Source organism: Streptomyces sp. NBC_00873 (assembly GCF_045207415.1).
Classification (GTDB): domain Bacteria; phylum Actinomycetota; class Actinomycetes; order Streptomycetales; family Streptomycetaceae; genus Streptomyces.
Map to the genome: position 1 here is coordinate 1,751,515 of NZ_CP108803.1, position 19,521 is coordinate 1,771,035.

19 protein-coding genes and 1 pseudogene are annotated in these 19,521 nt (G+C 68.0%); 6 read left to right on the top strand and 14 right to left on the bottom strand.

Annotation, left to right across the window (positions count from 1 at the left end; genetic code table 11):
* The first annotated feature begins 108 nt into the window (after positions 1-108).
* Both OH809_RS08160 and OH809_RS08165 read left to right on the top strand, forming a co-directional pair.
* Positions 109-1,341: a Cmx/CmrA family chloramphenicol efflux MFS transporter gene (locus OH809_RS08160; protein ID WP_406423045.1), complete on the top strand. Its 1,233-nt coding sequence runs from the start codon at positions 109-111 to the stop codon at positions 1,339-1,341.
* Between the two features lie 37 nt (positions 1,342-1,378).
* Positions 1,379-1,651: a mycoredoxin gene (locus OH809_RS08165; protein ID WP_406423044.1), complete on the top strand. Its 273-nt coding sequence runs from the start codon at positions 1,379-1,381 to the stop codon at positions 1,649-1,651.
* 24 nt (positions 1,652-1,675) lie between these two features.
* Here OH809_RS08165 and OH809_RS08170 read toward each other — a convergent pair whose 3' ends face one another.
* The 9 genes and pseudogenes from OH809_RS08170 to OH809_RS08210 all read right to left on the bottom strand — a co-directional run bounded on the left by OH809_RS08170 (position 1,676) and on the right by OH809_RS08210 (position 8,718).
* Complete coding sequence (locus OH809_RS08170) at positions 1,676-2,002, bottom strand: hypothetical protein (protein WP_406423043.1); 327 nt, start codon at positions 2,000-2,002, stop codon at positions 1,676-1,678.
* A gap of 71 nt (positions 2,003-2,073) precedes the next feature.
* Positions 2,074-2,853, bottom strand: coding sequence for an exodeoxyribonuclease III (locus OH809_RS08175; protein ID WP_406423042.1), 780 nt, complete (start codon positions 2,851-2,853; stop codon positions 2,074-2,076).
* A gap of 48 nt (positions 2,854-2,901) precedes the next feature.
* Positions 2,902-3,558, bottom strand: coding sequence for an MBL fold metallo-hydrolase (locus tag OH809_RS08180; RefSeq protein ID WP_406514970.1), 657 nt, complete (start codon positions 3,556-3,558; stop codon positions 2,902-2,904).
* A 13-nt stretch (positions 3,559-3,571) separates the two neighbouring features.
* Entirely contained in the window at positions 3,572-4,849 is a 1,278-nt protein-coding gene (locus tag OH809_RS08185) for an alpha/beta fold hydrolase (RefSeq protein ID WP_406423040.1), read from the bottom strand.
* Between the two features lie 44 nt (positions 4,850-4,893).
* Positions 4,894-5,136, bottom strand: coding sequence for a hypothetical protein (locus OH809_RS08190; protein WP_406425498.1), 243 nt, complete (start codon positions 5,134-5,136; stop codon positions 4,894-4,896).
* Positions 5,074-5,905: pseudogene (locus OH809_RS08195) on the bottom strand (transposase); the annotation flags it as partial. The gene OH809_RS08190 and the pseudogene OH809_RS08195, both read right to left, overlap by 63 nt.
* 41 nt (positions 5,906-5,946) lie before the next feature.
* Positions 5,947-7,068 carry an IS630 family transposase gene (locus OH809_RS08200; protein ID WP_331743599.1) on the bottom strand — a complete coding sequence of 374 codons (1,122 nt, stop codon included), beginning with the start codon at positions 7,066-7,068 and terminating at the stop codon, positions 5,947-5,949.
* 74 nt (positions 7,069-7,142) lie between these two features.
* On the bottom strand, positions 7,143-7,733 hold the full coding sequence (locus OH809_RS08205; RefSeq protein WP_406423039.1) for a hypothetical protein: 591 nt from the start codon (positions 7,731-7,733) through the stop codon (positions 7,143-7,145).
* Positions 7,734-7,809: 76 nt separating this feature from the next.
* On the bottom strand, positions 7,810-8,718 hold the full coding sequence (locus OH809_RS08210; RefSeq protein WP_406423038.1) for a TauD/TfdA dioxygenase family protein: 909 nt from the start codon (positions 8,716-8,718) through the stop codon (positions 7,810-7,812).
* 256 nt (positions 8,719-8,974) lie between these two features.
* On the opposite strand from OH809_RS08210, the gene OH809_RS08215 reads away from it, so the two are divergent.
* From OH809_RS08215 to OH809_RS08230, 4 genes are all read left to right on the top strand, one after another.
* Positions 8,975-9,982 carry an AraC family transcriptional regulator gene (locus tag OH809_RS08215; RefSeq protein ID WP_406423037.1) on the top strand — a complete coding sequence of 336 codons (1,008 nt, stop codon included), beginning with the start codon at positions 8,975-8,977 and terminating at the stop codon, positions 9,980-9,982.
* Between the two features lie 259 nt (positions 9,983-10,241).
* Positions 10,242-11,420: an MFS transporter gene (locus tag OH809_RS08220; RefSeq protein ID WP_406423036.1), complete on the top strand. Its 1,179-nt coding sequence runs from the start codon at positions 10,242-10,244 to the stop codon at positions 11,418-11,420.
* A 90-nt stretch (positions 11,421-11,510) separates the two neighbouring features.
* On the top strand, positions 11,511-13,055 hold the full coding sequence (locus OH809_RS08225) for a long-chain-fatty-acid--CoA ligase (protein ID WP_406423035.1): 1,545 nt from the start codon (positions 11,511-11,513) through the stop codon (positions 13,053-13,055).
* 42 nt (positions 13,056-13,097) lie between these two features.
* Complete coding sequence (locus OH809_RS08230; protein WP_406423034.1) at positions 13,098-13,976, top strand: alpha/beta fold hydrolase; 879 nt, start codon at positions 13,098-13,100, stop codon at positions 13,974-13,976.
* A gap of 95 nt (positions 13,977-14,071) precedes the next feature.
* On the opposite strand, the gene OH809_RS08235 is transcribed toward OH809_RS08230, so the two are convergent.
* The 5 genes from OH809_RS08235 to OH809_RS08255 all read right to left on the bottom strand — a co-directional run bounded on the left by OH809_RS08235 (position 14,072) and on the right by OH809_RS08255 (position 19,336).
* On the bottom strand, positions 14,072-14,440 hold the full coding sequence (locus OH809_RS08235) for a hypothetical protein (protein ID WP_406425298.1): 369 nt from the start codon (positions 14,438-14,440) through the stop codon (positions 14,072-14,074).
* 6 nt (positions 14,441-14,446) lie between these two features.
* Positions 14,447-15,424: an IS110 family transposase gene (locus OH809_RS08240; RefSeq protein WP_406423033.1), complete on the bottom strand. Its 978-nt coding sequence runs from the start codon at positions 15,422-15,424 to the stop codon at positions 14,447-14,449.
* Positions 15,425-15,757: 333 nt separating this feature from the next.
* Entirely contained in the window at positions 15,758-17,152 is a 1,395-nt protein-coding gene (locus OH809_RS08245) for a DHA2 family efflux MFS transporter permease subunit (protein WP_406423032.1), read from the bottom strand.
* Between the two features lie 40 nt (positions 17,153-17,192).
* Positions 17,193-17,912 (bottom strand): SGNH/GDSL hydrolase family protein, encoded by a 720-nt coding sequence (locus tag OH809_RS08250; protein WP_406423031.1) that lies wholly within the window; start codon positions 17,910-17,912, stop codon positions 17,193-17,195.
* The gene (locus tag OH809_RS08255; RefSeq protein ID WP_406423030.1) at positions 17,909-19,336 is read right to left on the bottom strand and encodes a cytochrome P450; all 1,428 of its coding nucleotides are present in this window, start codon (positions 19,334-19,336) and stop codon (positions 17,909-17,911) included. Before OH809_RS08255 ends, OH809_RS08250 begins: the two co-directional genes overlap by 4 nt.
* Positions 19,337-19,521: the final 185 nt, after the last annotated feature.

The following is a 19,521-nucleotide window of genomic DNA, read 5'->3' on the forward strand; positions in this document are numbered from 1 at the left end:
GTCCGTGAACAGGCTTGACGCTCTTCCGCGTTGCCACTCGACCTGTCGGCCGGGCGCGGCCCACACCCCTGCCTGGTCCGTCCATCAGTCTGCCCATGGGGTTCCTTCATGCCATTTGCTGTCTACGCGCTCGGGCTCGCCGTCTTCGCCCAGGGCACCTCCGAGTTCATGTTGTCCGGTCTGGTCTCAGACATCGCCGACGACCTGCACGTATCCATCCCGGCCGCCGGCCTGCTGACGTCGGCGTTCGCGGTCGGGATGGTGGTCGGCGCACCTGCGATGGCGCTCCTCAGCCGGAACTGGCCCCGGCGTCGCGCGCTGCTGTTCTTCCTCTCCGTCTTCACCGCCGTCCATGTCATGGGCGCGGTCACACCCGGCTACGGCGTGCTGCTGGCGACACGGGTCGTCGGAGCGCTGGCGAACGCGGGCTTCTGGGCCGTTGCGCTGGTGACCGCGGTCTCCGTGGCCGGACCCGGCGCCCGGGCTCGCGCCGCGTCGGTCGTGGTCGGCGGTGTCACCGTCGCCTGTGTCGCGGGGGTGCCCGCCGGTGCGGTGCTGGGCGGGCACTGGGGGTGGCGCGCCGCGTTCTGGGCCGTCGCCCTCGTCTCCGTACCGGCCCTTGCGGTGATCGCCAGGACGATCCCCGGCGAGCGGGCCGAGTCCCACGCGGTGGGCGGGCGTGCCGAACTGCGGTCCCTGACCGAGCCGCGGCTCGCTCTCACCCTGCTGACGAGCGCGCTCGTGCAGGGCGCGACCTTCTGCGCGTTCTCCTATCTGGAGCCGCTGGTCACCCGGGTCACGGGGGTCGGCGCCGGGTGGGTGCCTGCCGTGCTCGCGCTGTTCGGGGTCGGCTCGTTCCTGGGTGTCACCGTCGCGGGCCGGATCGTCGATGCGCGACCGGTCGCCGTCACTACCGCCGGGCTCGTGGCGCTCACCGCCGGCTGGGCCGCGCTCGCACTGACCGCGGGGAGCCCGGTCGCGGTCGTCGCGCTCGTCCTGGTCCAGGGCATGCTCGCGTTCGGCACCGGAACAGCGCTGATCTCGCGGGTGCTCCAGTCGGCGTCCGGTGCGCCGACGCTGGCCGGCTCGTTCTCCACGGCCGCCTTCAACGTGGGCGGCGCGCTGGGGCCTTGGCTCGGCGGCATCACGATCGGTGCGGGGTTCGGCTTCCGGTCGCCGCTGTGGGTGAGTGCGCTGCTGATGGTCCTGGCGCTCGGCGCGACCGCGGCGTGGTCCGCATACGACGCCCCGTCCGGCGCTGAACGGACGGGGCGGTCCGACCCTTCGCGAGCAGTCGGCAAGCGGGACAATGACAGGGATCACCGTATCGGCCACCACTGACATTGATACTCGTAAGTGGGCGAACAGGGGGAAGCGCATGACCGAGGACCGCGACGGCATGGTCGTCTACTGGCGGCCCGGCTGCCCGTACTGCATGAAGCTCCGCCTGCGGCTCCGGTTCAGCCGCCTCACCTACACCGAGGTGGACATCTGGCGGGATCCCGAGGCGGCGGCGTTCGTCCGCTCGGTCGCCGACGGGAACGAGACCGTTCCGACGGTGTCCGTGGCGGGGCACGCGATGGTCAACCCGTCCAAGCGGCAGGTGCTCGACGCGGTCCGGGCCCATGCGCCGCAGCTGGAGGCGTCGTAGGTCCGGATCCCCCGGACGGGACAATCAGGGACTGGGGGTCGGCGGGTCTTCGACCGTCACCTTCATGCCGTCGCCCTGTTCGTCCTCCAGCTGTTTGACGGCGTCCCGGGTCGCGTCGCCGATATGGGCGTTGAAGATGTCCTCGACAAAGCCCGCCACGACCTCGGTGTCGACACCCTTGCACTCCGGCGGGACGGTGCCGTCGGCCGTGTTCTCCACGAACCGTTTCTCCATGACGGCCCTGCACGCCTTCGGGTCGGCCTTGGCGGGCGCGTCGCCGCCGCATCCGGTGAGCACGAGGAGCAGGGCGGCGGCACCGGTGGCTGCAAGAGCACGGGCACGCGTCTGCATGGTCCCCCCAGGACGTTGCTGATCAAGGCGCCATTGTGCGCCAGGACCAGCGGGACGTCACCGGACAGCGGTCACAGATCCAGATCGACGACCACCGGCGCATGGTCGGACGCGCCCTTGCCCTTGCGCTCCTCGCGGTCCACATAGCTGTCCTTGACCGCCGCCGTGAAGGGGGCGTTGCCGTAGACCAGGTCGATCCGCATGCCCTTGTTCTTCGGGAAGCGCAGCTCGCGGTAGTCCCAGAAGGTGTACGGGCGGTCGTACTTGAGCGGGCGCGGCATCACGTCCGCGAGGCCCTCCGCGCGGAGGGTGGCGAGGGCGGCGCGCTCGGCGGGGGTGACATGCGTGGCGCCCTCGAACAGGGCGGGGTCCCAGACGTCCTCGTCGGTCGGCGCCACGTTGAAGTCGCCGAGGACCGCGAACGGCTGGGAGCCCGCGGCGTCGGGGGCGACCGCCTTCTGCAGGGCCTCGAACCAGCGCAGCTTGTAGGCGTAGTGCTCGTGGGCGACCTCGCGGCCGTTCGGCACGTACACCGACCAGAGACGGACCGGGCCGCAGGTCGCCGAGATCGCCCGGGGCTCCTGCACGCCCTCGTAATCGGGGCCGCCGGGCAGCCCCGTGACGACGTCGGCCAGGCCGGCCCGGGAGACCAGCGCGACCCCGTTCCACCGGCCCGTGGCGTTGACCGCGGACTCGTAGCCGAGCTCGCGCAGCTCGTCCGCCGGGAACTGCTCGGCCGCGCACTTGGTCTCCTGGATGCACAGCACGTCCGTGCCGGTGCTCTCCAGCCAGGCCAGCAGCCGCGGGAGGCGGGCGGTGATCGAATTGACGTTCCACGTGGCGATGCGCATGTACGTAAACCTAGCGGCTCCCACTGACAGGCGCCGGACCGGCGCCGGTCACAGGCCGATCGAGTCACCCGGGGTCAGCCGGCCGTGGTCGGTGCCGCCGAGGCTGCCGATCTGCCGGTCGTAGATCGGGCGGGCGAGATCGGTGAGCAGCGCGTCGTGGATGTCGATGGCGCGCCGCGGCTTGACCTCGCGTACGTAGTCGATGACCTCGGAGATCTTGTTCCAAGGGGCCATCACCGGGAGCATCAGGGTGTCGACGGGATGATCGGGCACGGTGAGCGCGTCGCCCGGGTGGAAGAGCGAGCCGTCCACCAGGAAGCCGATGTTGGTGATCTGCGGGATGTCGGGGTGGATCACCGCGTGCAGTTCGCCGTGCACCTGTACGTCGAAGCCGGCCGCGGAGAACGTGTCCCCGTGCCCGACGGTGTGGACGCGCCCCGGGAACGCCGCGGAGAGCTGATCGGCGACGCTGCGCAGGGTCCAGATCTGCGCGGCCGGATTGGCCTCCAGACCGGCCCGCAGCCGGTTCTCGTCGAAGTGGTCGGGGTGCTCGTGCGTCACCAGCAGCACGTCGGCGCCGAGTGCCGCGTCCTCCTCCGAGAATCCGCCCGGGTCGATGACAAGCGTCCGCCCGCCCTTCTCCAGGCGGATGCAGGAGTGCGTCTTCTTCGTCAGGGTCAGGTGCACGGGGTTCGCAGCGTTCATGGTCCCCATCCTGCTACGGGCGGGGCCTCGTTTCTTCCTGAATCACGGTCTGGGCGATCGTGAACGCGGCGCCCGCGGCCGGTATGCCGCAGTAGACGGCGGTCTGCAGCAGCACCTCCTTGATCTCCGCGGGGGTCAGCCCGTTGCGCAGGGCGGCCCTGATATGCGCGGCCAGGCTCTCCAGATGGCCGGAGGTGACCAGCGCGGTGAGCGTGATGCAGCTGCGGGTGCGGCGGTCCAGGCCCTCGCGGGTCCAGGTCTCCCCCCAGGCGTAGCGCGTGACGAGCTCCTGGAACTCGCCGGTGAACTCGTCGGAGGCGGCCATGACCCGGTCGACATGGGCGTCGCCGAGCACCTCACGGCGTACCCTCGTGCCCGGTTCGTACGGGTCGGCGCGGCCGCTGGTCACGGCCTCCGGCTGATCCGTGGCGGGGGCGATCTCCGCGATGGGCAGCACGGGGGCGGAGAGCGCGGGGCCGGCGCCCGGGACGGGGATGGCGGCGAGGGTGTCCTGCCAGCTCGTCGAGAAGTGGGTGACGAGCAGCTCGGTGACGGCGGCGGGCTGCTCGACCGGGGCGAGGTGCGAGGCTCCGGGGACGAGGGCGAGCCGGGCGTCCGGTATGCCCGCGACCAGAGTCCGGGCCTCGGCGGGCCCGGTGACCCGGTCCTCGGCGCCGACCAGCACGAGGGTCGGGACGCCGATGCGGCTGAGCTCGGTACGGATGTCGAAGACGGCGAGCGCTTCGCAGGCGGCGATGTAACAGCCGGGGTCGGTGGTGCGGACCATCTGGACGGACCACTCGACGATCGCGGCCTGGGCGGCGGCGAAGCCGGGGGTGAACCAGCGTTCCGGCGCACTGCGGGCCAACGGATCCAGGCCGTTGGTGCGGACGACCACCCCGCGCTGCCGGAACTCGTCGGCGCTGCCGAACCGGGGCGAGGCGGCGACCAGGGCCAGCGAGGCGACCCGGTGCGGATGGCGCAGCGCGAGGTCGGCGCCGATCGCGCCGCCGATGGAACAGCCCGCGTACCCGAAGCGCTGGACACCGAGACCGTCGAGGGTGGCCAGCAGCCGGTCGGAGAGTTCACCGACGGCGGTGGCCGGGTGGGCGAGGGCGCCGCCGTGGCCCGGCAGGTCGAAGCGGAAGATCCGCCAGTGCTGGGAGAGCTCCGGTATCTGCCGGTCCCACATGTGCCATGAAGTACCGAGAGAGGGGCCCAGGACCAGGACCGGTGCGTCTTCTGGCCCGTCAAAGCGGTATTGCAGGGTGTTCGGTGGTGTCTTGCTCACCCGTCAGACCCTCTCATGTATCACGACTGCCCCGATGACGGGGGTCACGGCTGTGCGGGTCTGACCAGATGGAACACCTCGCGGGCAGCGTGGCGCTTGAGGCATCGGACGATTTCGCGTCGGGTCTTGCGCTCCTTGATGCGGCGTTCGTAGTGCTCCTGGGCGCGCGGGTCGAAGCGCAGGCGGGTCTGCACGATCCGGTGCAGGGCGGCGTTGGCCTGCCGGTCGCCGCCGCGTGAGGACGCCGGCACCGTGGCCGCCGCACGCAGGGACTGCGCGTCGATCACCGCGGCGGTCGGCTCCGGATCACGGCCGGCGTCCTCGCGGACCAGGCCGCGCAGCCGGTCGTGGAACTCGGCCAGCAGGCCCCGCGCGCGACCGCCGCGCGAAGGCGTAGACGCGGTCCCACGCGGGAAGGTCTGCCGGCATCGCCCGCCACTTGATGCCGTTGTCGCCGTTGTCGACCACGCAGCGGACAGCGTCCATCATCTGCCGGTGGCAGTAGCCCTCCGGCTGCCCGCCCCGGCTTGGCGGGATGCCGTACCGCTCACGGCGGGCCGTCTTGGCCGGATCGGCCTGCGGCGAGGCCGGATCCCAGTTCCCGGGGAGGAACAAGCGCCAGTCGACCGCCGCCGAGGCGGTGTCCGAGGCCAGGTGCAAGGACACGCCCACCTGGCAGTTGGTCACCTTGCCGGCGGTGCCGGTGTACTGCCGCGACACACCGGCCGACGCCTAGCCGTCCCTGAGGAAGCCCGTGTCATCAATGATCAGCGTGGTTGGTTTGATCGCCGGGACCATCTTCCACGCGAGCCGGGCCCGCACATACGCCGCATCCCACGGGCTGGTGGTGATGAAGTGGGCCAGGGCGTGGCGGTTGCCGTCCTCACCCAGCCGGGCGGCCATCGGCTCCACCGACTTCCGCTGCCCGTCCAACAGCAGTCCCCACAGATACGCCCCGCCCCACCGACACTGATCCGCCCGCGCGAACGGCTCGAACACATCCGCCGCGAAACCCTCCAGACGGCACCGGACCTCATCCAACTCCCCAGGTGTCACAATCGGACACGCCACCTGCGAGTGAACCTGACCAAGCACCACTAGTGTCCTGCGCCGGAGATCCGTTGGCAGAAGCGGGCGAGTGAGTCGAGGATCTCTTCGGCTGTCTTGGTCCAGATGAACGGTGTTGGGTTTTCGTTCCATTCCTTGACCCAGGATCGGATGTCGGCTTCCAGGGAACGTACGCTTTTGTGTGCACCGCGGCGGATCTTCTGGTCGGCGAGGAAGCCGAACCACCTCTCCACCTGGTTGATCCAGGACGAACCAGTAGGGGTGAAGTGCAGGTGGAATCGGGGGTGCTTGGCCAGCCATGCTCTGATGGCGGGTGTCTTGTGGGTGCCGTAGTTATCGCAGATCAGGTGGACCTGGAGGTGCCCAGGAACCTCCTTCTCGATCTTGATGAGGAACTTCTTGAACTCCGCTGCCCGGTGCCGACGGTGCAGCGAGGTGATGACCTCGCCGGTCGCGACGTCGAAGGCCGCGAAGAGGGTGGTCAGACCGTTACGGACGTAGTCATGGGTGCGACGCTCGGGCATGCCCGGCATCATCGGCAGCACCGGCTGGGACCGGTCCAGCGCCTGGATCTGCGACTTCTCGTCCACCGACAGCACCACCGCCCCTTCGGGCGGATTGAAGTACAGCCCGACCACGTCGTAGACCTTCTCCACGAACAAGGGGTCCGTCGACAGTTTGAAGGTGTCCGTCAGATGAGGCTTGAGATGGAACTTCCGCCAGATTCGGCCCACGGTCGATTTCGACAGCCCACTGCGTTCGGCCATCGACTTGCGCGACCAGTGGGTGGCATTCTTCGGGATCTCCTCCAGCGTGCTGACCACGACCGCTTCCACCTGGTCGACGCTGATGGTGGGCGGCCGGCCCGGCCGGGGCTCGTCCACCAACCCGTCCAGCCGGGCGGCCAGGAACCGCCGACGCCACTTGCGGACCGTGTCCGCCGCTACCCGCAGATCCCGCGCCACCACAACAATCGGCGGAACGTCAGGGCCTGCACACGCCAGCACGATCCGCGCCCGTAACGCCACCGCCTGCGCAGACGTCGCCCGCCGGGCCCAACGCTCCAACACCGCACGCTCGTCAACGGACAACAACAACGGTTCCAGCTTCGGACCACGACGCGGTGCGGGCACACCCGCAGAAACACTCATACAGGTACTAACGACGGATCTCCGGCGCAGGACACTAGGGCATAAGCGGCAATTCGCCCACGTTAAGCGCCCTCTCAGAAGGGGCGCGTGGGCAGGGGCTTGATGAGCGGCGCCAGCAGGCGTGCCGACTCCTCCCTGGTGAGTACCTCGGACGGGTCGAGCAGGATGAGCTCCCGTGCGGACTCGTCGACCTCCCACACGTCCTCGCCGATGAGACGCCCCTGGTCGTCGTAGGGCCAGATCATGTGCTGCGCGTTCTTCATCAGATACGTCGCCTGCGGGTCGGCGTCGACGCCGTCAGCGGTCAGGACGCCTCCGGGAATCTGCTGGTAGAGCGTGAAGGTGGTGCAGATCAGGTGGTCGCCGACGGCGATCTTCTCGTCCTCGACGTAGAAGACGCACTGCCCGCTGTCGGCCCATTCGCGGTAGATCTTCTTGACCGCGTCGGCGCCCTCGAGCCTGATCCGGTGGCCGAAGGCGTTGAAGTTGTAGACGGGGTGTTCGACGGTCAGATCGGGCGCGAAGATCTCCTCCCAGCGGCCGGCCATCTCCAGGTAGCGGTGGCGGTTGTAGGCGTGCAGGAGGTACCGGTGCCGGGGGTTGTCGGTCTGCTCGATCAGCTGCTCGACCGCGGCATTGGTCTTCGTGATGTCGAACCTGCTCATATCTGTGTTCCCTTCGGGTGTCGATCAATCGGGCGCGCAGGACGCGCGATACTGCGGTCGCGATCGGCTCGCGATCTCAGAACGGCCTGTTTCCTGCGACCGTGGCACGTTCCATCTTTCGGACCGCCGGCCAGTAGTCCTGGACCGCGTAATGCTGCGTGGACCGGTTGTCCCAGATGGCGATGCTGTTCTTGGTCCAGGTCCAGCGGACCTGATATTCGGGAATGGCCGCCCGACTCTTCAGGTAGGTCAGCAGATCCCCGGCGCCAGGAGAGTAGTCGGCGCCGTAACGCACATGCTCCGGCGTGTGGAAGTTGGTGAAGTGCGTGGCGAATACGTTGACGAACAGGATCTTTTCCCCGGTTTCCGGGTGCGTGCGCACGACGGGGTGTTCCGCATCGGGGAAACGTGCCTTGAGTTCGTGACGTTCGTCGGCCGGCCTTGCGGCTCCGAAGACGGCCTCGAAGCTGTGCCGGGCGCGCAACACCTCGATCTTCTCCTTGACGTGATCCGGAAGCTCGCGGTAAGCCTCGACCATGTCCACCCAGATGGTGTCGCCGCCCACCTCCGGTGTCTCCACACAGCGGAGCACGGACCCCATGGACGGATTCTCCCGCCAGCTCGTGTCACTGTGATACGCATTCTCGTAATGCCCCGCGCTGTCCTCATCCTTGTACAGGAGCACCACACCGGAATCGGCGTCGGTGTTGGGGTGACTGTCCTCCAGGGAACCGAATCGCCGGGCGAAAGCGACGTGTTCGGCACGTGTGATGTCCTGGTCCCGGAGAAAGAGCACCTTGTGCTTGAGCAGGAGAGACCTCATCTCGGCGAAGAGGGCATCGTCCCGCGTGATGTCGGGGAGGTGCACGTCGAGCAGTTCGGCGCCGATGTGCCGGGTGAGCTGCTTCAGCTTGATGGAGGGCGGCTCGACGTTCTCCGCCGTCCCCGCCGTTGACGGTGCCTCGGCCTGAACGGTGTCGTACATGATGCAACTCCTTCGTGGCAGGTTCACGCGTGGGAATTTCAAGCGGTACGGGCCTTTACAGATCGCCTGACCGGTGCTGTCATCAGTGACCGGGAATGCACCAGGTCGATTCGGGCGTGGCGACTACCTGTACCTGGGCTATTTCGGGGCCGCATTGTGGCGGATAACCGGAATGATAGGCGGGGCGGGCAGCCCGAGGCTTGACATCGCGTTGCATCTTGTTTGACGCTATGTTGCTCCCGCGAGGAGGTTTTCAATGGCTCTACTTGTCCGTAATGCCGCATTGACCGGATACCTGGACCTCATCCGCTCACGCGGAGCCGACCCGCTTCCCTTGCTGAGGTGCGTCGGGCTCCACGTGGCCGACCTGGCCATACACAATCAATGGATCGCCATCGACGCCGCCGCTCAACTGCTTGAGAAGTCTGCCGCTGAAACCGGTCTCGAGAACTTCGGGCTACGGCTCGCGGGCAACCGAACCGTCTCCAACCTCGGCCCGATCGGTATCGCCGCGCAGGGCGAACCCGATATGCGCAGCGTGCTGCGGATGCTCAGCCGCTATCAGCATCTGCGCAGCGAGGCGATCCATGTCCGGATAGCCGAGATCGATGGTCTGGCGACGGTCAAGTTCAACTTCGATCTGTCGGGATCCGGTGAATTCAGGCAGTTCACCGAGGTGACCGTCGGTGCTTTTCTCCGGCTTATGCAGATCATCATCGGCAGCCAATGGAAGCCAGTCACCGTCTGCCTCGCGCACGAGGCACCGGCCGATCTGACGCTCCACCACCGCATCCTGGGCGGCGCGATCCGATTCGGCGGGGAGTTCAACGGCATCGTGCTGCACTCCCATGATCTCGATGCGCCCAACTTTCTGTGCGACCCCGCGTTCCAGCCGTACGCGAAGCAGTACATCGAAACGATCGCCAGCCCCCGCCCGGAAGACGAACTCGACCGCATCCGGGACCTCATCGAGGCCATGCTCCCGACCGGACGTTGCTCACTACAGCAGATCGCGAAGACCCTGGGCGTCAACCGGGTCACGGTGCACCGGCTCCTCGCCCGGTCGAACACGTCGTTCTCGGCGATCCTCAATGCCACGCGCGCGGAACTCGCCCGGAGATATGTCGGACATCGGAAGCGCTCTCTGACCGAAGTCGCCGAGCTGCTGGGCTTCTCCGAACTCTCCGCTTTCTCACGGTGGTTCCGGACCGAGTTCGGATCGAGCCCCACGGCGTGGCGGGCCGAACACCCCGGCGGGGACTGAGCGATCCACCCCGACCTCGCCTCCGTGACCCCGCCGCGCAACACCATGTCAACCCAGCCGTAACACTCGGTCAAGCGAATACGGCGCAGTCCCTATAGCGTGACGCACCACACAAACGGGATTGCGAAAGGCCACGCCAATGGGACTTGACGCTACCGAAACCGCTCTTCCCGGAATTCCTCCGGCCGCGCCGGCTGTATCCCGCGGCTACGCCTGGCTGATATTTGCGCTGAGCTTCGGACTTCTACTGTCCGATGTCATGTCGCGGCAGGTCCTCAATGCGGTCTTTCCCCTACTGAAGGCGGAATGGCTCCTTTCGGACGCACAGTTGGGCTCTCTGAGTAGCATTGTGGCGCTGATGGTGGGCCTGCTCGCCTTTCCGCTGTCACTGCTGGCGGACCGCTGGGGCCGCATCAGGTGTCTGGTGATCGCCGCGACGATGTGGAGCCTGGCGACGCTGGGCTGTGCGGTGTCGGCCAGTTACGGCGAGATGTTTGTGGCGCGCTTCATGGTCGGCGTCGGCGAGGCCGCGTACGGCAGCGTCGGCCTCGCGCTGACCCTGAGTGTCTTTCCCGTCGGCATGCGGGCCACGCTGTCCGGGGCGTTCCTGGCCGGTGGATCCTTCGGATCCGTCCTCGGCATGTCCGTGGGCGGCGTAGTCGCCCAACACCTGGGCTGGCGCTGGGCGTTCGGCGTGATGGGGCTCTTCGGACTCGTACTGGCCTTGATCTACGGTGTCGTGGTCACGGAGAAGAGACTGGGAGCGAACCTTGCCACGGGGAGCGGCTCCCGCAGCGAGCGGGCGCCGATCCGGACGTTGCTGCCGCGGCTGCTCTCCTCGGTCTCCGTGGTCTGCGCCTATGCCGGCAGTGGCATGCAACTGTTCGTCGCGTGGGCCCTGCTCGCCTGGATGCCCAGCTTCCTCAACCGCTACTACGACCTGCCCGCAGCGAAAGCCGGCCTGGCCGCCGGGGTCTTCGCGCTGATCAGCGGCGCCGGGATGATCCTCTGCGGGATCGTCGCGGACCGCCTCAGCCGCAAGGCCGCGTCCCGGCAGTGGATCCTCGCCATCGCCTGCAGCCTCGGAACACTGGTGCTGCTCATGGTGGGATTCCAGCTGCCGACCGGGCCGTTGCAGCTCACCCTGATCGCCGCCGGGACCCTGATCGCCTCCGGCACCGCCGGCCCGGCGGCCGCCATGGTCGCGCGGCTGACCCCCTCCGCCATCGCGGCGACGGCCTTCGCCACCCTCACTCTCGCCAACAACCTGCTGGGCGTTGCTCCTGGGCCTGCGGTGACGGGGATGCTCGCAGATCACTGGGGCCTGCTCGGCGCACTGCGGATCGTCCCGCTCGTCGCGCTGGTGGCCTGCGCGGCCTTCGTCATCGGCGCGTTCTCGTACGAAAAAGATCTGCGCCGCCTGGGACTGCTCCCGTAAGTGGCCCTCAAGGAGCCGGAGTTGCAGTCCCGAACTCCTCCGTACAGCCGACTGTCCCACGACCGGATCGCCGACCGAAAGAGATGAGCCATGCTCAATCTGTCCATGTTCCTTGAGGATTCCGCTCGCCGGTATCCGGCCCGCGACGCGCTGATCCTGGGCTCGCAGCGGTTCACGTATGCCCAGGTGAACGCCGTCGCGAAGCAGATCGCCAACCTTCTGGTCTCGCGCGGGATCCGTCCAGGCGACAAGGTGGCGCTGTCCTGCCCGAACCTGCCGTGGTTCCCGATGGTCTACTACGGCATCCTCAAGGCCGGAGGGGTGGTGGTACCCCTGAACGTCCTGCTCAAGGACCGTGAGATTGCCTACCACTTGGCCGACTCGGAGGCCAAGGCGTACTTCTGCTTCGAGGGCACCGAGGAGCTGCCGATCGCCGCGTTCGCCCGCGCGGGTTTCGAGCGCAGCCCGGGCTGTGAGCACCTCTTCGTCATCGGAAGCGGCGAGGCACCCGGCGGTGAGGGCGTCGCGACGTTGAAACAGGAACTGGCGCACCAGCCCGTCGAGTTCGAGACCGTGGTCCGCGAGGCCACCGACACCGCGGTGATCCTCTACACAAGCGGTACCACCGGGCGGTCCAAGGGCGCCGAGCTGTCGCACGCGAACATGGTGATGAACGCGCTGACGTCCAACCGGCTGTTCGGCGCGGAGCCGAGCCGCACCGACACGCACCTGACGGCGCTGCCGCTGTTCCACACCTTCGGCCAGACCGTGAACATGAACTCGGCGTTCTCGGTGGCAGCCACGCTGATCCTGTTGCCGCGGTTCGAGGCCAAGGCCGCTCTGGACATCATGGACCGCCACAAGGTGACCGTCTTCGCGGGCGTACCGACCATGTACTGGGGTCTGCTCGGCGCGCTGGACGACAGCGTCGACGTAGCACGGATCACGGCGCATCTGCGCAAGGCGATCTCCGGTGGCGCCTCGCTGCCGGTGGAGATCCTGAAGCAGTTCAAGGAACGGTTCGGGGTACAGATCCTCGAGGGCTACGGGTTGTCGGAGACCTCGCCCCTCGCGGTATTCAGTGACTGCGAGCACGAAGCGCGGGCCGGGTCGATCGGCAGGCCGGTCTGGGGTGTGCAGGTCCGCCTGGTCGATGCTCGGTGGAACACCGTCACTGAGACGGACGAGGTGGGTGAGATCGCCGTCCGCGGCCACAACGTGATGAAGGGCTACTACAACCGTCCCGAGGCCACCGCCGAGGTGATGCGGGACGGCTGGTTCCGCAGCGGCGACCTCGCCCGGCGGGACGAGGACGGCTTCTACTACATCGTCGACCGGGCCAAGGACATGATCGTGCGCGGTGGGTTCAACGTGTACCCGCGCGAGATCGAGGAAGTCCTCATGACCCACGAGGCGGTCTCGCTCGCGGCGGTCGTCGGCGTGCCGCACGAGAGCCATGGCGAGGAGGTAAAGGCCTTCGTCATCCTCGAAAAAGGCGCGGCCATTTCCGAGGACAAGCTGATCGAGTGGGCCAGGGCGCAGATGGCCGGCTACAAATACCCGCGTCTCGTCGAATGCGTCGAGTCCCTGCCCATGACCGCCACCGGCAAGATCCTCAAACGCAATCTCGTCTAGACCGAACAGATTCCTGGCAGCACACCACATAGGGAGACAGCCATGCTCGAGAAGCGGCAGATCGTTGTCGGAGGCGTTCGTTCAGCGGTGCGGGTCAGTGACGCGTCACCCGATTCCGATGAGGCGGTGGTCTTCGTCCACGGAAATCCCGGCGCCGGCGAGGACTGGGGCCCACTGCTCACCAGGACGTCGGCCTTTGCCCGGGTCATCGCCCCGGACATGCCGGGCTTCGGCGAAGCGGAGCGGCGCGCGGATCAGGACTACACGGTGCCGTCCCAGGCGGCCCATCTGGGCGGCATCGTCGATCAGTTGGACGTCGAGCGAGCGCATCTCGTGCTGCATGACTTCGGTGGGCCCTGGGGCCTGACCTGGGCGGCCGCGCATCCGGACCGGGTCGCCAGCGTCACGCTGATCAACACCGGCATCAACCGGGGCTCGCACTGGCACGGCCTCGCCCGGCTGTGGCGGACGCCGATCGCGGGTGAGCTGACACAACTGCTGATACGGCCCCGGGTCAACCGGGCGATCCTGCGTCGGAAGAATCCCGCGCTGCCTGATGAATGGCGAGACCGCATCGTGAACCATGCGGCTCCCACAGGGACCAAGCGGGCCGTGCTTCAGATGTACCGCTCCCTTGATCTCGCGGCTCTCGAAGGAGGGCTGACGGGACCACTGCGGGAAATGGGTCTGCCTGCGTTGGTGGTCTGGGGTGCGGACGACGCCTTCGTGCCCGCCGAATTGGCCCGGCGGCAGTTGAAAAGCCTTCCGGGCGCCCGGGTCGAAACCGTGCCGGGCGCCGGGCACTGGCCTTGGCTCGAGGCACCCGAGAAGGCCGCTGCCCTGATTCTGCCGTTCCTTCGGGAACAGCTCGGGAAAACCTCGGCGGGGCGTGAACCGTCCGCCACCGCTATGGACGGATAACCCTCTGAACGGAAAATAGAGGATCAGCTAGGCAGGGGGCAGTGACCGTTCAGTGTTTGCTGAGCGGCTGGTCTGCGAGTGGACGGGTGTGTTGTTCAGGCTCCGGCTTCGCCGGGGGCGAGGGTGACGGTGTGTCCGAGTGCTTCGAGTTGGCGGACGAGATCTCGGGTCTTGCGGACGGGATTGACCAGTCGTTGGTGGTGATCGGGTCCGAGGTCTTCGAAGCGGGCGGTCGGGTCGTTGATGAGGTGCCAGACGATGACCAGCATCGATCGGGCCACGGCGACGACCGCTTTCTTGTGGCCCCGGTGTTTGACGAGTCTGCGGTAGCGGGCCCCGAGGAAGGTGTCGGTTCGGGCTGCGGCCATGGCGGCCTCGCCGATGACCCCCTTGAGCCACGGGTTGCCGTGTCCGGTGGGCCCCGAGGTGTTCGTACTGCCGGACTGGATTGTGCGGGGTGCCAGCCTGGCTCATGAGACCAGGTGGCCGGAGGTCGGGAAGACCCGCATGTTCGGGCCGAGTTCGGCCAGGATCACCTCGGCTGCCGTCCGTCCTGTCCCGGGGACCTCGTCGAGACGCTCGACCAAGGGCAGCAGGCCGGCCTCGCCGGTTTCGCCCGGGGTGCCGCGTGGCTGGCCGCCAGCTACGTCCGCTTCCGGTAAGGAGATCTGGGCGAGTTTGGCGGTGATTCGCTGCGACAGATCGTCCACCTGTGCGGTGATCCGGTCGACGGTGTCCAGCAGCAGCCGGCATAGGTAGGCATGGTGATCGTTGAATTGTCCCGTCAGTGCCTCCACCAGCGCGTCGTGTCTGGAGACCAGGCGGCCCCTTGCCAGATCGGCCAGATCCCTCGGACTGCGCTCCCCACGGATCAGAGCCTCGATGATGGACCGTCCCGAGACGCCGAAGATGTTGGTCGCCACCGATGACAGCTTGATCTGCGCGTCCTCCAGGACCTTCTCGGTGCGCTGCTTGTTGCGGCTGCGTTCTCCGATGAAAACCGCGCGGAGCCGGGTGAGGTCACGCAGCTCCCGGACCGGCTTGGGCGGGACGAAGGAGGCCCGGAGCATGCCCCGTTCGGCGAGCTTGCACAGCCACACGGCGTCGAGCTTGTCCGTCTTGGGACGGCCGGGGACGTTCTTGACGTCGCGGGCGTTGACCAGCCAGCACTCCAGTCCACGGGCTTCCAGCAGGTAGAACCACGACCTCCAGTAGCTGCCGGTCGCCTCCATGACCACCCGGGTGACGCCCTGGCAGAGCAAGTGGTCGCCCAGCTCCGGGATGGCGTTGGTGGTGGCGCTGACATTCCATACCCGTTGGGTTCGGCGTCCTTCGATCCTCTCGTGCGGCAGGCGCAGACAGAGCATCCCGGACGCCTTGGCCACATCGATCGCGGCGACCCTTTCCACGAGCTCCGTCTCCTGGTCGACCGCCTCGGTCTTATCCATCCACATTCCCTCCATCGCGCGGATCAGCAGGGCAGTGGCCGCCCGCAGGGCCGTGAGAGGAAGCGAGAATCTGAACGGCGTGCTCGAAGCAACAGTGCGTGATCCCTCCGGCCGGCCCCGGCGCCAGACTCTGTCCCGGGCTCAGGGTCCCAAAGAGGGAGCGACGTCGACGGGCGGCCACCACAAACCATTTTCACGCCTGCGAGGCGTCCCTGGAAGGAATATGGGGGACTCTGTCAGCCTTGGGTGAGATCAAGGTTCTCCTGCATATCCGATGTGCAGGTCACTGATGGCGAGCAGGCTGCCCATCCGGCTTCCTTTCAGACGGGCCCCTCACTGGGGAGCCGGTGATCCGGCGGCGGCCGCGACCGGCCGGGGGCTGTTGTCACGGATGGCGAGCAGGGCCAGGCCCCCGGTCAGGCCGCAGGCCGCCATGAAGAACCAGGCGGCGTGGAACGACGACAGGTCCGCGTGGGTGCCCATCACGGCGGCGACGGTCGCCGCGCCCAGGGCCAGACCGATCTGGCGGCACATGGAAACCATCGCGGTGCCGATGGCGAAGCGTTCCGGGGGCAGCGGGAGGGTGGCCGCTCCGGACAGGCTCGGCAGGGCCAGCCCGGCACCGATTCCGGCAATGACGCCAGCCGGCAGGAAGGTGGTCAGGTACGCCGCGTCCGCGGCGGTGTGGGTCGCCCACAGGACGCCGCCCGCCGCGAACAGGATGCTGCCGACGAAACCCACCAGATAGTTGCCGTACTTGGTGGCCAGCAGTCCGCCCGGCACCGCGCAGATCGCTGCCATGACCGGACCGGGCGCGATCTCCAGGCCGGCGCGCAGCACGGAGTGGTGCCAGAGCTCGGTGAGGAACAGCACCGAACCGAGGATCATCGCGCCGAAGCCGGCGAAGAACAGCATGGTCGCGACGTTGGCCAGTAACACGGCCCGGATGCGCAGGAGCGCCGGTTCGATGATCGGGGCCGGGTGGCGGACCGCCCGTACCGCACTGAACACGATGCCCAGCACGCCCAGCCCGGCCAGGCCGAGAATGCGTCCGCTGGTCCAGCCCCATGTCTCGCCCTGCACGATGGCCGCGATGAGGGCACCCACCGTCACCGCAAGGGCCACGGCGCCCAGCACGTCGGGGGACGCGCCGGAGTCCTCGCGGATCTCGCGCAGCGCCCATGCCCCCACGACGACTGCCGCCATACCGATGGGCAGGTTCACGATGAACACCCATTCCCACCCGGCCTGTACGAGCAGGCCGCCGATCGGCGGGCCGAGGGCGGCGGCCGCGCCGCCCATCGCCGACCACAGGCCGATCGCGGCTCCGCGCCGTTCCGGGGGGAACAGCGGGAGCAGCAGACCGAGGGAACTCGGCAGCATCAGGCCTCCGCCGATGGCCTGGAGCGTACGCGCGGCCACGAGCGCACCCAGCGACGGGGCCACGGCGCAGACCGCGGACGCCACCGTGAACAACGCCATCCCGATCAGATAGGCGCGCTTGCGGCCGGACCGGTCCGCCCAGCGGCCGGCCGGCGCCAGGACCGCGGCGAAGGCGATCGCGTACGCACTCAGCACCCAGGAGAGGTCGCTCAGGCTCGACGACGGGAACGACAGGGCCAGATCGGGAAACGCGATGTTGACGATGAACAGGTCCAGCGAGGAGACGAAGACGCCGATGAGGACGACCGCGATGCTCCATCCCCCCCGGGTCTTCGTCCCGCTCATTGACGGTGTCATGCTGCTGTGGTCCTCTCGGTCATGGTGATCACCCCGGTTGCTGGTCGGAACGGTCCAGCGCCAGATGGTCGGCCACCGCCTGCGCCCAGCGGCCGTAACCGTGGGCCGACGGGTGGAAGCCGTCCCGCGCGAAGAAATCGGGGGTGATCTGCATGATGTCGGTCGAGCCCATCCAGGTCGCGCGCGGCCGCTCGGCACAGACCCGCTGGGAGGTCCGGTCGAGTGCGGCCGCACGCTCGGCGCAATAGCGTGCGAGTGCGGAGGGCAGCGACGGGAAGTCGACGAAGGGCGGGGTCCCCACCACGACGACGGACTTGGCCCGGTTCGCCAGGTCGTCGACGATCTCCGCGAGGTCCTCGCCCCACTCCTCGGGGGCGCGCCGGCCGAGCACGTCGTTGGCCCCCGCGAGCAGCAGCGCCAGGTCGAAGCTCTCGCCGAGCTGCGGAAGCAGCCGGTGGCGGATGCGACGGGCCGTGGCGCCGTGCCGGCCGACCACCTCCCAGGTGACGGGAGAGTCGTGCCGCGCACTGAGCGCTCGGGCAAGACTGCCGGGAAAGCCCTCGTCGTGGGTGTCGACCCCGCAGCCGGCCGCGGTCGACTCCCCCAGGACGGCGATCCGCATCGGCGTACCTGAAGTCTCCTCCCCGACGGTTCCGGTGCACGGCCCCTTGGCCTCCGGGAGCACCTCGGTGGTGGCCCGCACCCAGATCCCCTGGACAGCGACGAGGGGCATCAGCAGTGCGTTCAACTGCGCACCCCCTGCGCCAGGCTGGTGACGCGGTGCCGCAGCTCCATGCGCGCGAAGTCCGACGGCACGTTCACCACAATGCGGCTGCGTGCCCGCTCGGGCGCGGTATCGGACACGTAGAGGTCGCACTGGCCCAGCACCTCGCGGATCACGGCCTTCATCTCCTGGAGGGCGATCCGGTCACCGATGCAGCGGATGCGGCCGCCGCCGAACGGAATCCACGAGTAGACCCCGGGCTTGACGTCGAGGAACCGCTCGGGACGGAACGCGTGCGGCTCCTCGTAGAGGTTCGGGTCGCGGTTGAGCAGGAAGGCACTCGCCCACAGGTGCTGGCCCGCCTCGTAGCGCACGCCACCGATCTCGATCGGCTTCTTGACCTCGCGGACGATGATCTGCGGGATCGACGGGCGCAGTCTCAGCACCTCGTGGACCACTGCCGTGAGGTACGCGTCCTCACCACTGGCCATCTCCTCGCGCAGGCGGTCGGTGACCGCCTTGTCCCGGGCCAGGTAGACGAACGCCCAAGCTATGGCGGCCGCGGTCGTCTCCGTACCGGCCAGGAAGATGGTCGACAGCTCATCGCGGATCTCGCTGTCCGTCAGCGGCGATCCGTCCGGGTGGGTGACTTCCAGCAGCGTCGAGAGCAGGTCGTCGCCGCGGTACCCGGACGCGCGGTGCTCCTCGATGCTCTCGTAGACCAGCGCGTCAACCCGGTCGCGCAGCTTGAGGAACCGTTCGAGCCCCAGGGGCCGGATCGCCCGGAGGATCTTGATCATCCGCGGCGACATCTTGTGCAGCAGCATCGGCGAGACGGGTCCGTTGTTGAACCGCATCATCTCCAGCAGGAGCCCGTGCAGTTCCTTCCAGCGCTTCGGCCCGTTCGGACCGTAGATCACCTCACGGATCACGTTCATCGTGAACCCGTGGATGTGGGAGTGCAACTGGATGGGCGTGTTCCGGGGCCACGTGGCGACGTCGGTCTTGGCCGTCTCGGTGATGGCCGTCGAGACCCGCTGCAACGCCCCACCGTGGTAGCTGGTCATCATGGCCTTGCGCCGGGCCTTGTGCGCGTCCTCGTCGAGCCAGGCCAGGCCGGACTGGCCGGTGTACTTCTCGATCGTGGCCGAGCCGTTACCGGTGTGCAGCACGTCGGCGGGTGCGGTGAACATGGCCTTGACGTCCTCGGAGGTCGTCAGGACGTACACAGCGCGAGGAGGGAGCCGAATGCTGAGCTGGAACCGGGGACCGTACTCCTTGCGGCACTTCTCGATGAACGCCTGCGGTCGCGTCCAGTAGTTGAACAGCTGGAGCACCGCGTGCTTCGTCGGTCCCGGCAGCGTGGTTGCGGGGATGGCTGCGGCCGTCGCGGCACTGCCGTGGTCGACAGGGCAACGGGCCGGCTGGTCTGCCTCGGGGTTGTTCATCGGTAACTCTTCTCCGCTCTTCTCGTTCGGGTTCACTGCTTCTTGCCTCGGTCCGCTGCTGGGTTCGCTTCTTGGGTTGCTTCCGGGACGGGTTCGCCTCTGGGGTTGATTCGCTTCATACGGTGCGGGTGGCCCCGGGACGGGCTCGCTCCATCCGGTCCGGGGTGGCCCCGGGACCGGCTCGC

Bases quoted from the DNA above. Each gene is read 5' to 3' on its own strand.
- OH809_RS08160 (WP_406423045.1), top strand. From the start codon at position 109: ATGCCATTTGCTGTCTACGCGCTCGGGCTCGCCGTCTTCGCCCAGGGC.
- OH809_RS08165 (WP_406423044.1), top strand. From the start codon at position 1,379: ATGACCGAGGACCGCGACGGCATGGTCGTCTACTGGCGGCCCGGCTGC.
- OH809_RS08170 (WP_406423043.1), bottom strand. From the start codon at position 2,002: ATGCAGACGCGTGCCCGTGCTCTTGCAGCCACCGGTGCCGCCGCCCTG.
- OH809_RS08175 (WP_406423042.1), bottom strand. From the start codon at position 2,853: ATGCGCATCGCCACGTGGAACGTCAATTCGATCACCGCCCGCCTCCCG.
- OH809_RS08180 (WP_406514970.1), bottom strand. From the start codon at position 3,558: ATGAACGCTGCGAACCCCGTGCACCTGACCCTGACGAAGAAGACGCAC.
- OH809_RS08200 (WP_331743599.1), bottom strand. From the start codon at position 7,068: ATGAGTGTTTCTGCGGGTGTGCCCGCACCGCGTCGTGGTCCGAAGCTG.
- OH809_RS08205 (WP_406423039.1), bottom strand. From the start codon at position 7,733: ATGAGCAGGTTCGACATCACGAAGACCAATGCCGCGGTCGAGCAGCTG.
- OH809_RS08210 (WP_406423038.1), bottom strand. From the start codon at position 8,718: ATGTACGACACCGTTCAGGCCGAGGCACCGTCAACGGCGGGGACGGCG.
- OH809_RS08215 (WP_406423037.1), top strand. From the start codon at position 8,975: ATGGCTCTACTTGTCCGTAATGCCGCATTGACCGGATACCTGGACCTC.
- OH809_RS08220 (WP_406423036.1), top strand. From the start codon at position 10,242: ATGTCGCGGCAGGTCCTCAATGCGGTCTTTCCCCTACTGAAGGCGGAA.
- OH809_RS08225 (WP_406423035.1), top strand. From the start codon at position 11,511: ATGCTCAATCTGTCCATGTTCCTTGAGGATTCCGCTCGCCGGTATCCG.
- OH809_RS08230 (WP_406423034.1), top strand. From the start codon at position 13,098: ATGCTCGAGAAGCGGCAGATCGTTGTCGGAGGCGTTCGTTCAGCGGTG.
- OH809_RS08240 (WP_406423033.1), bottom strand. From the start codon at position 15,424: ATGGATAAGACCGAGGCGGTCGACCAGGAGACGGAGCTCGTGGAAAGG.
- OH809_RS08245 (WP_406423032.1), bottom strand. From the start codon at position 17,152: ATGAGCGGGACGAAGACCCGGGGGGGATGGAGCATCGCGGTCGTCCTC.
- OH809_RS08255 (WP_406423030.1), bottom strand. From the start codon at position 19,336: ATGAACAACCCCGAGGCAGACCAGCCGGCCCGTTGCCCTGTCGACCAC.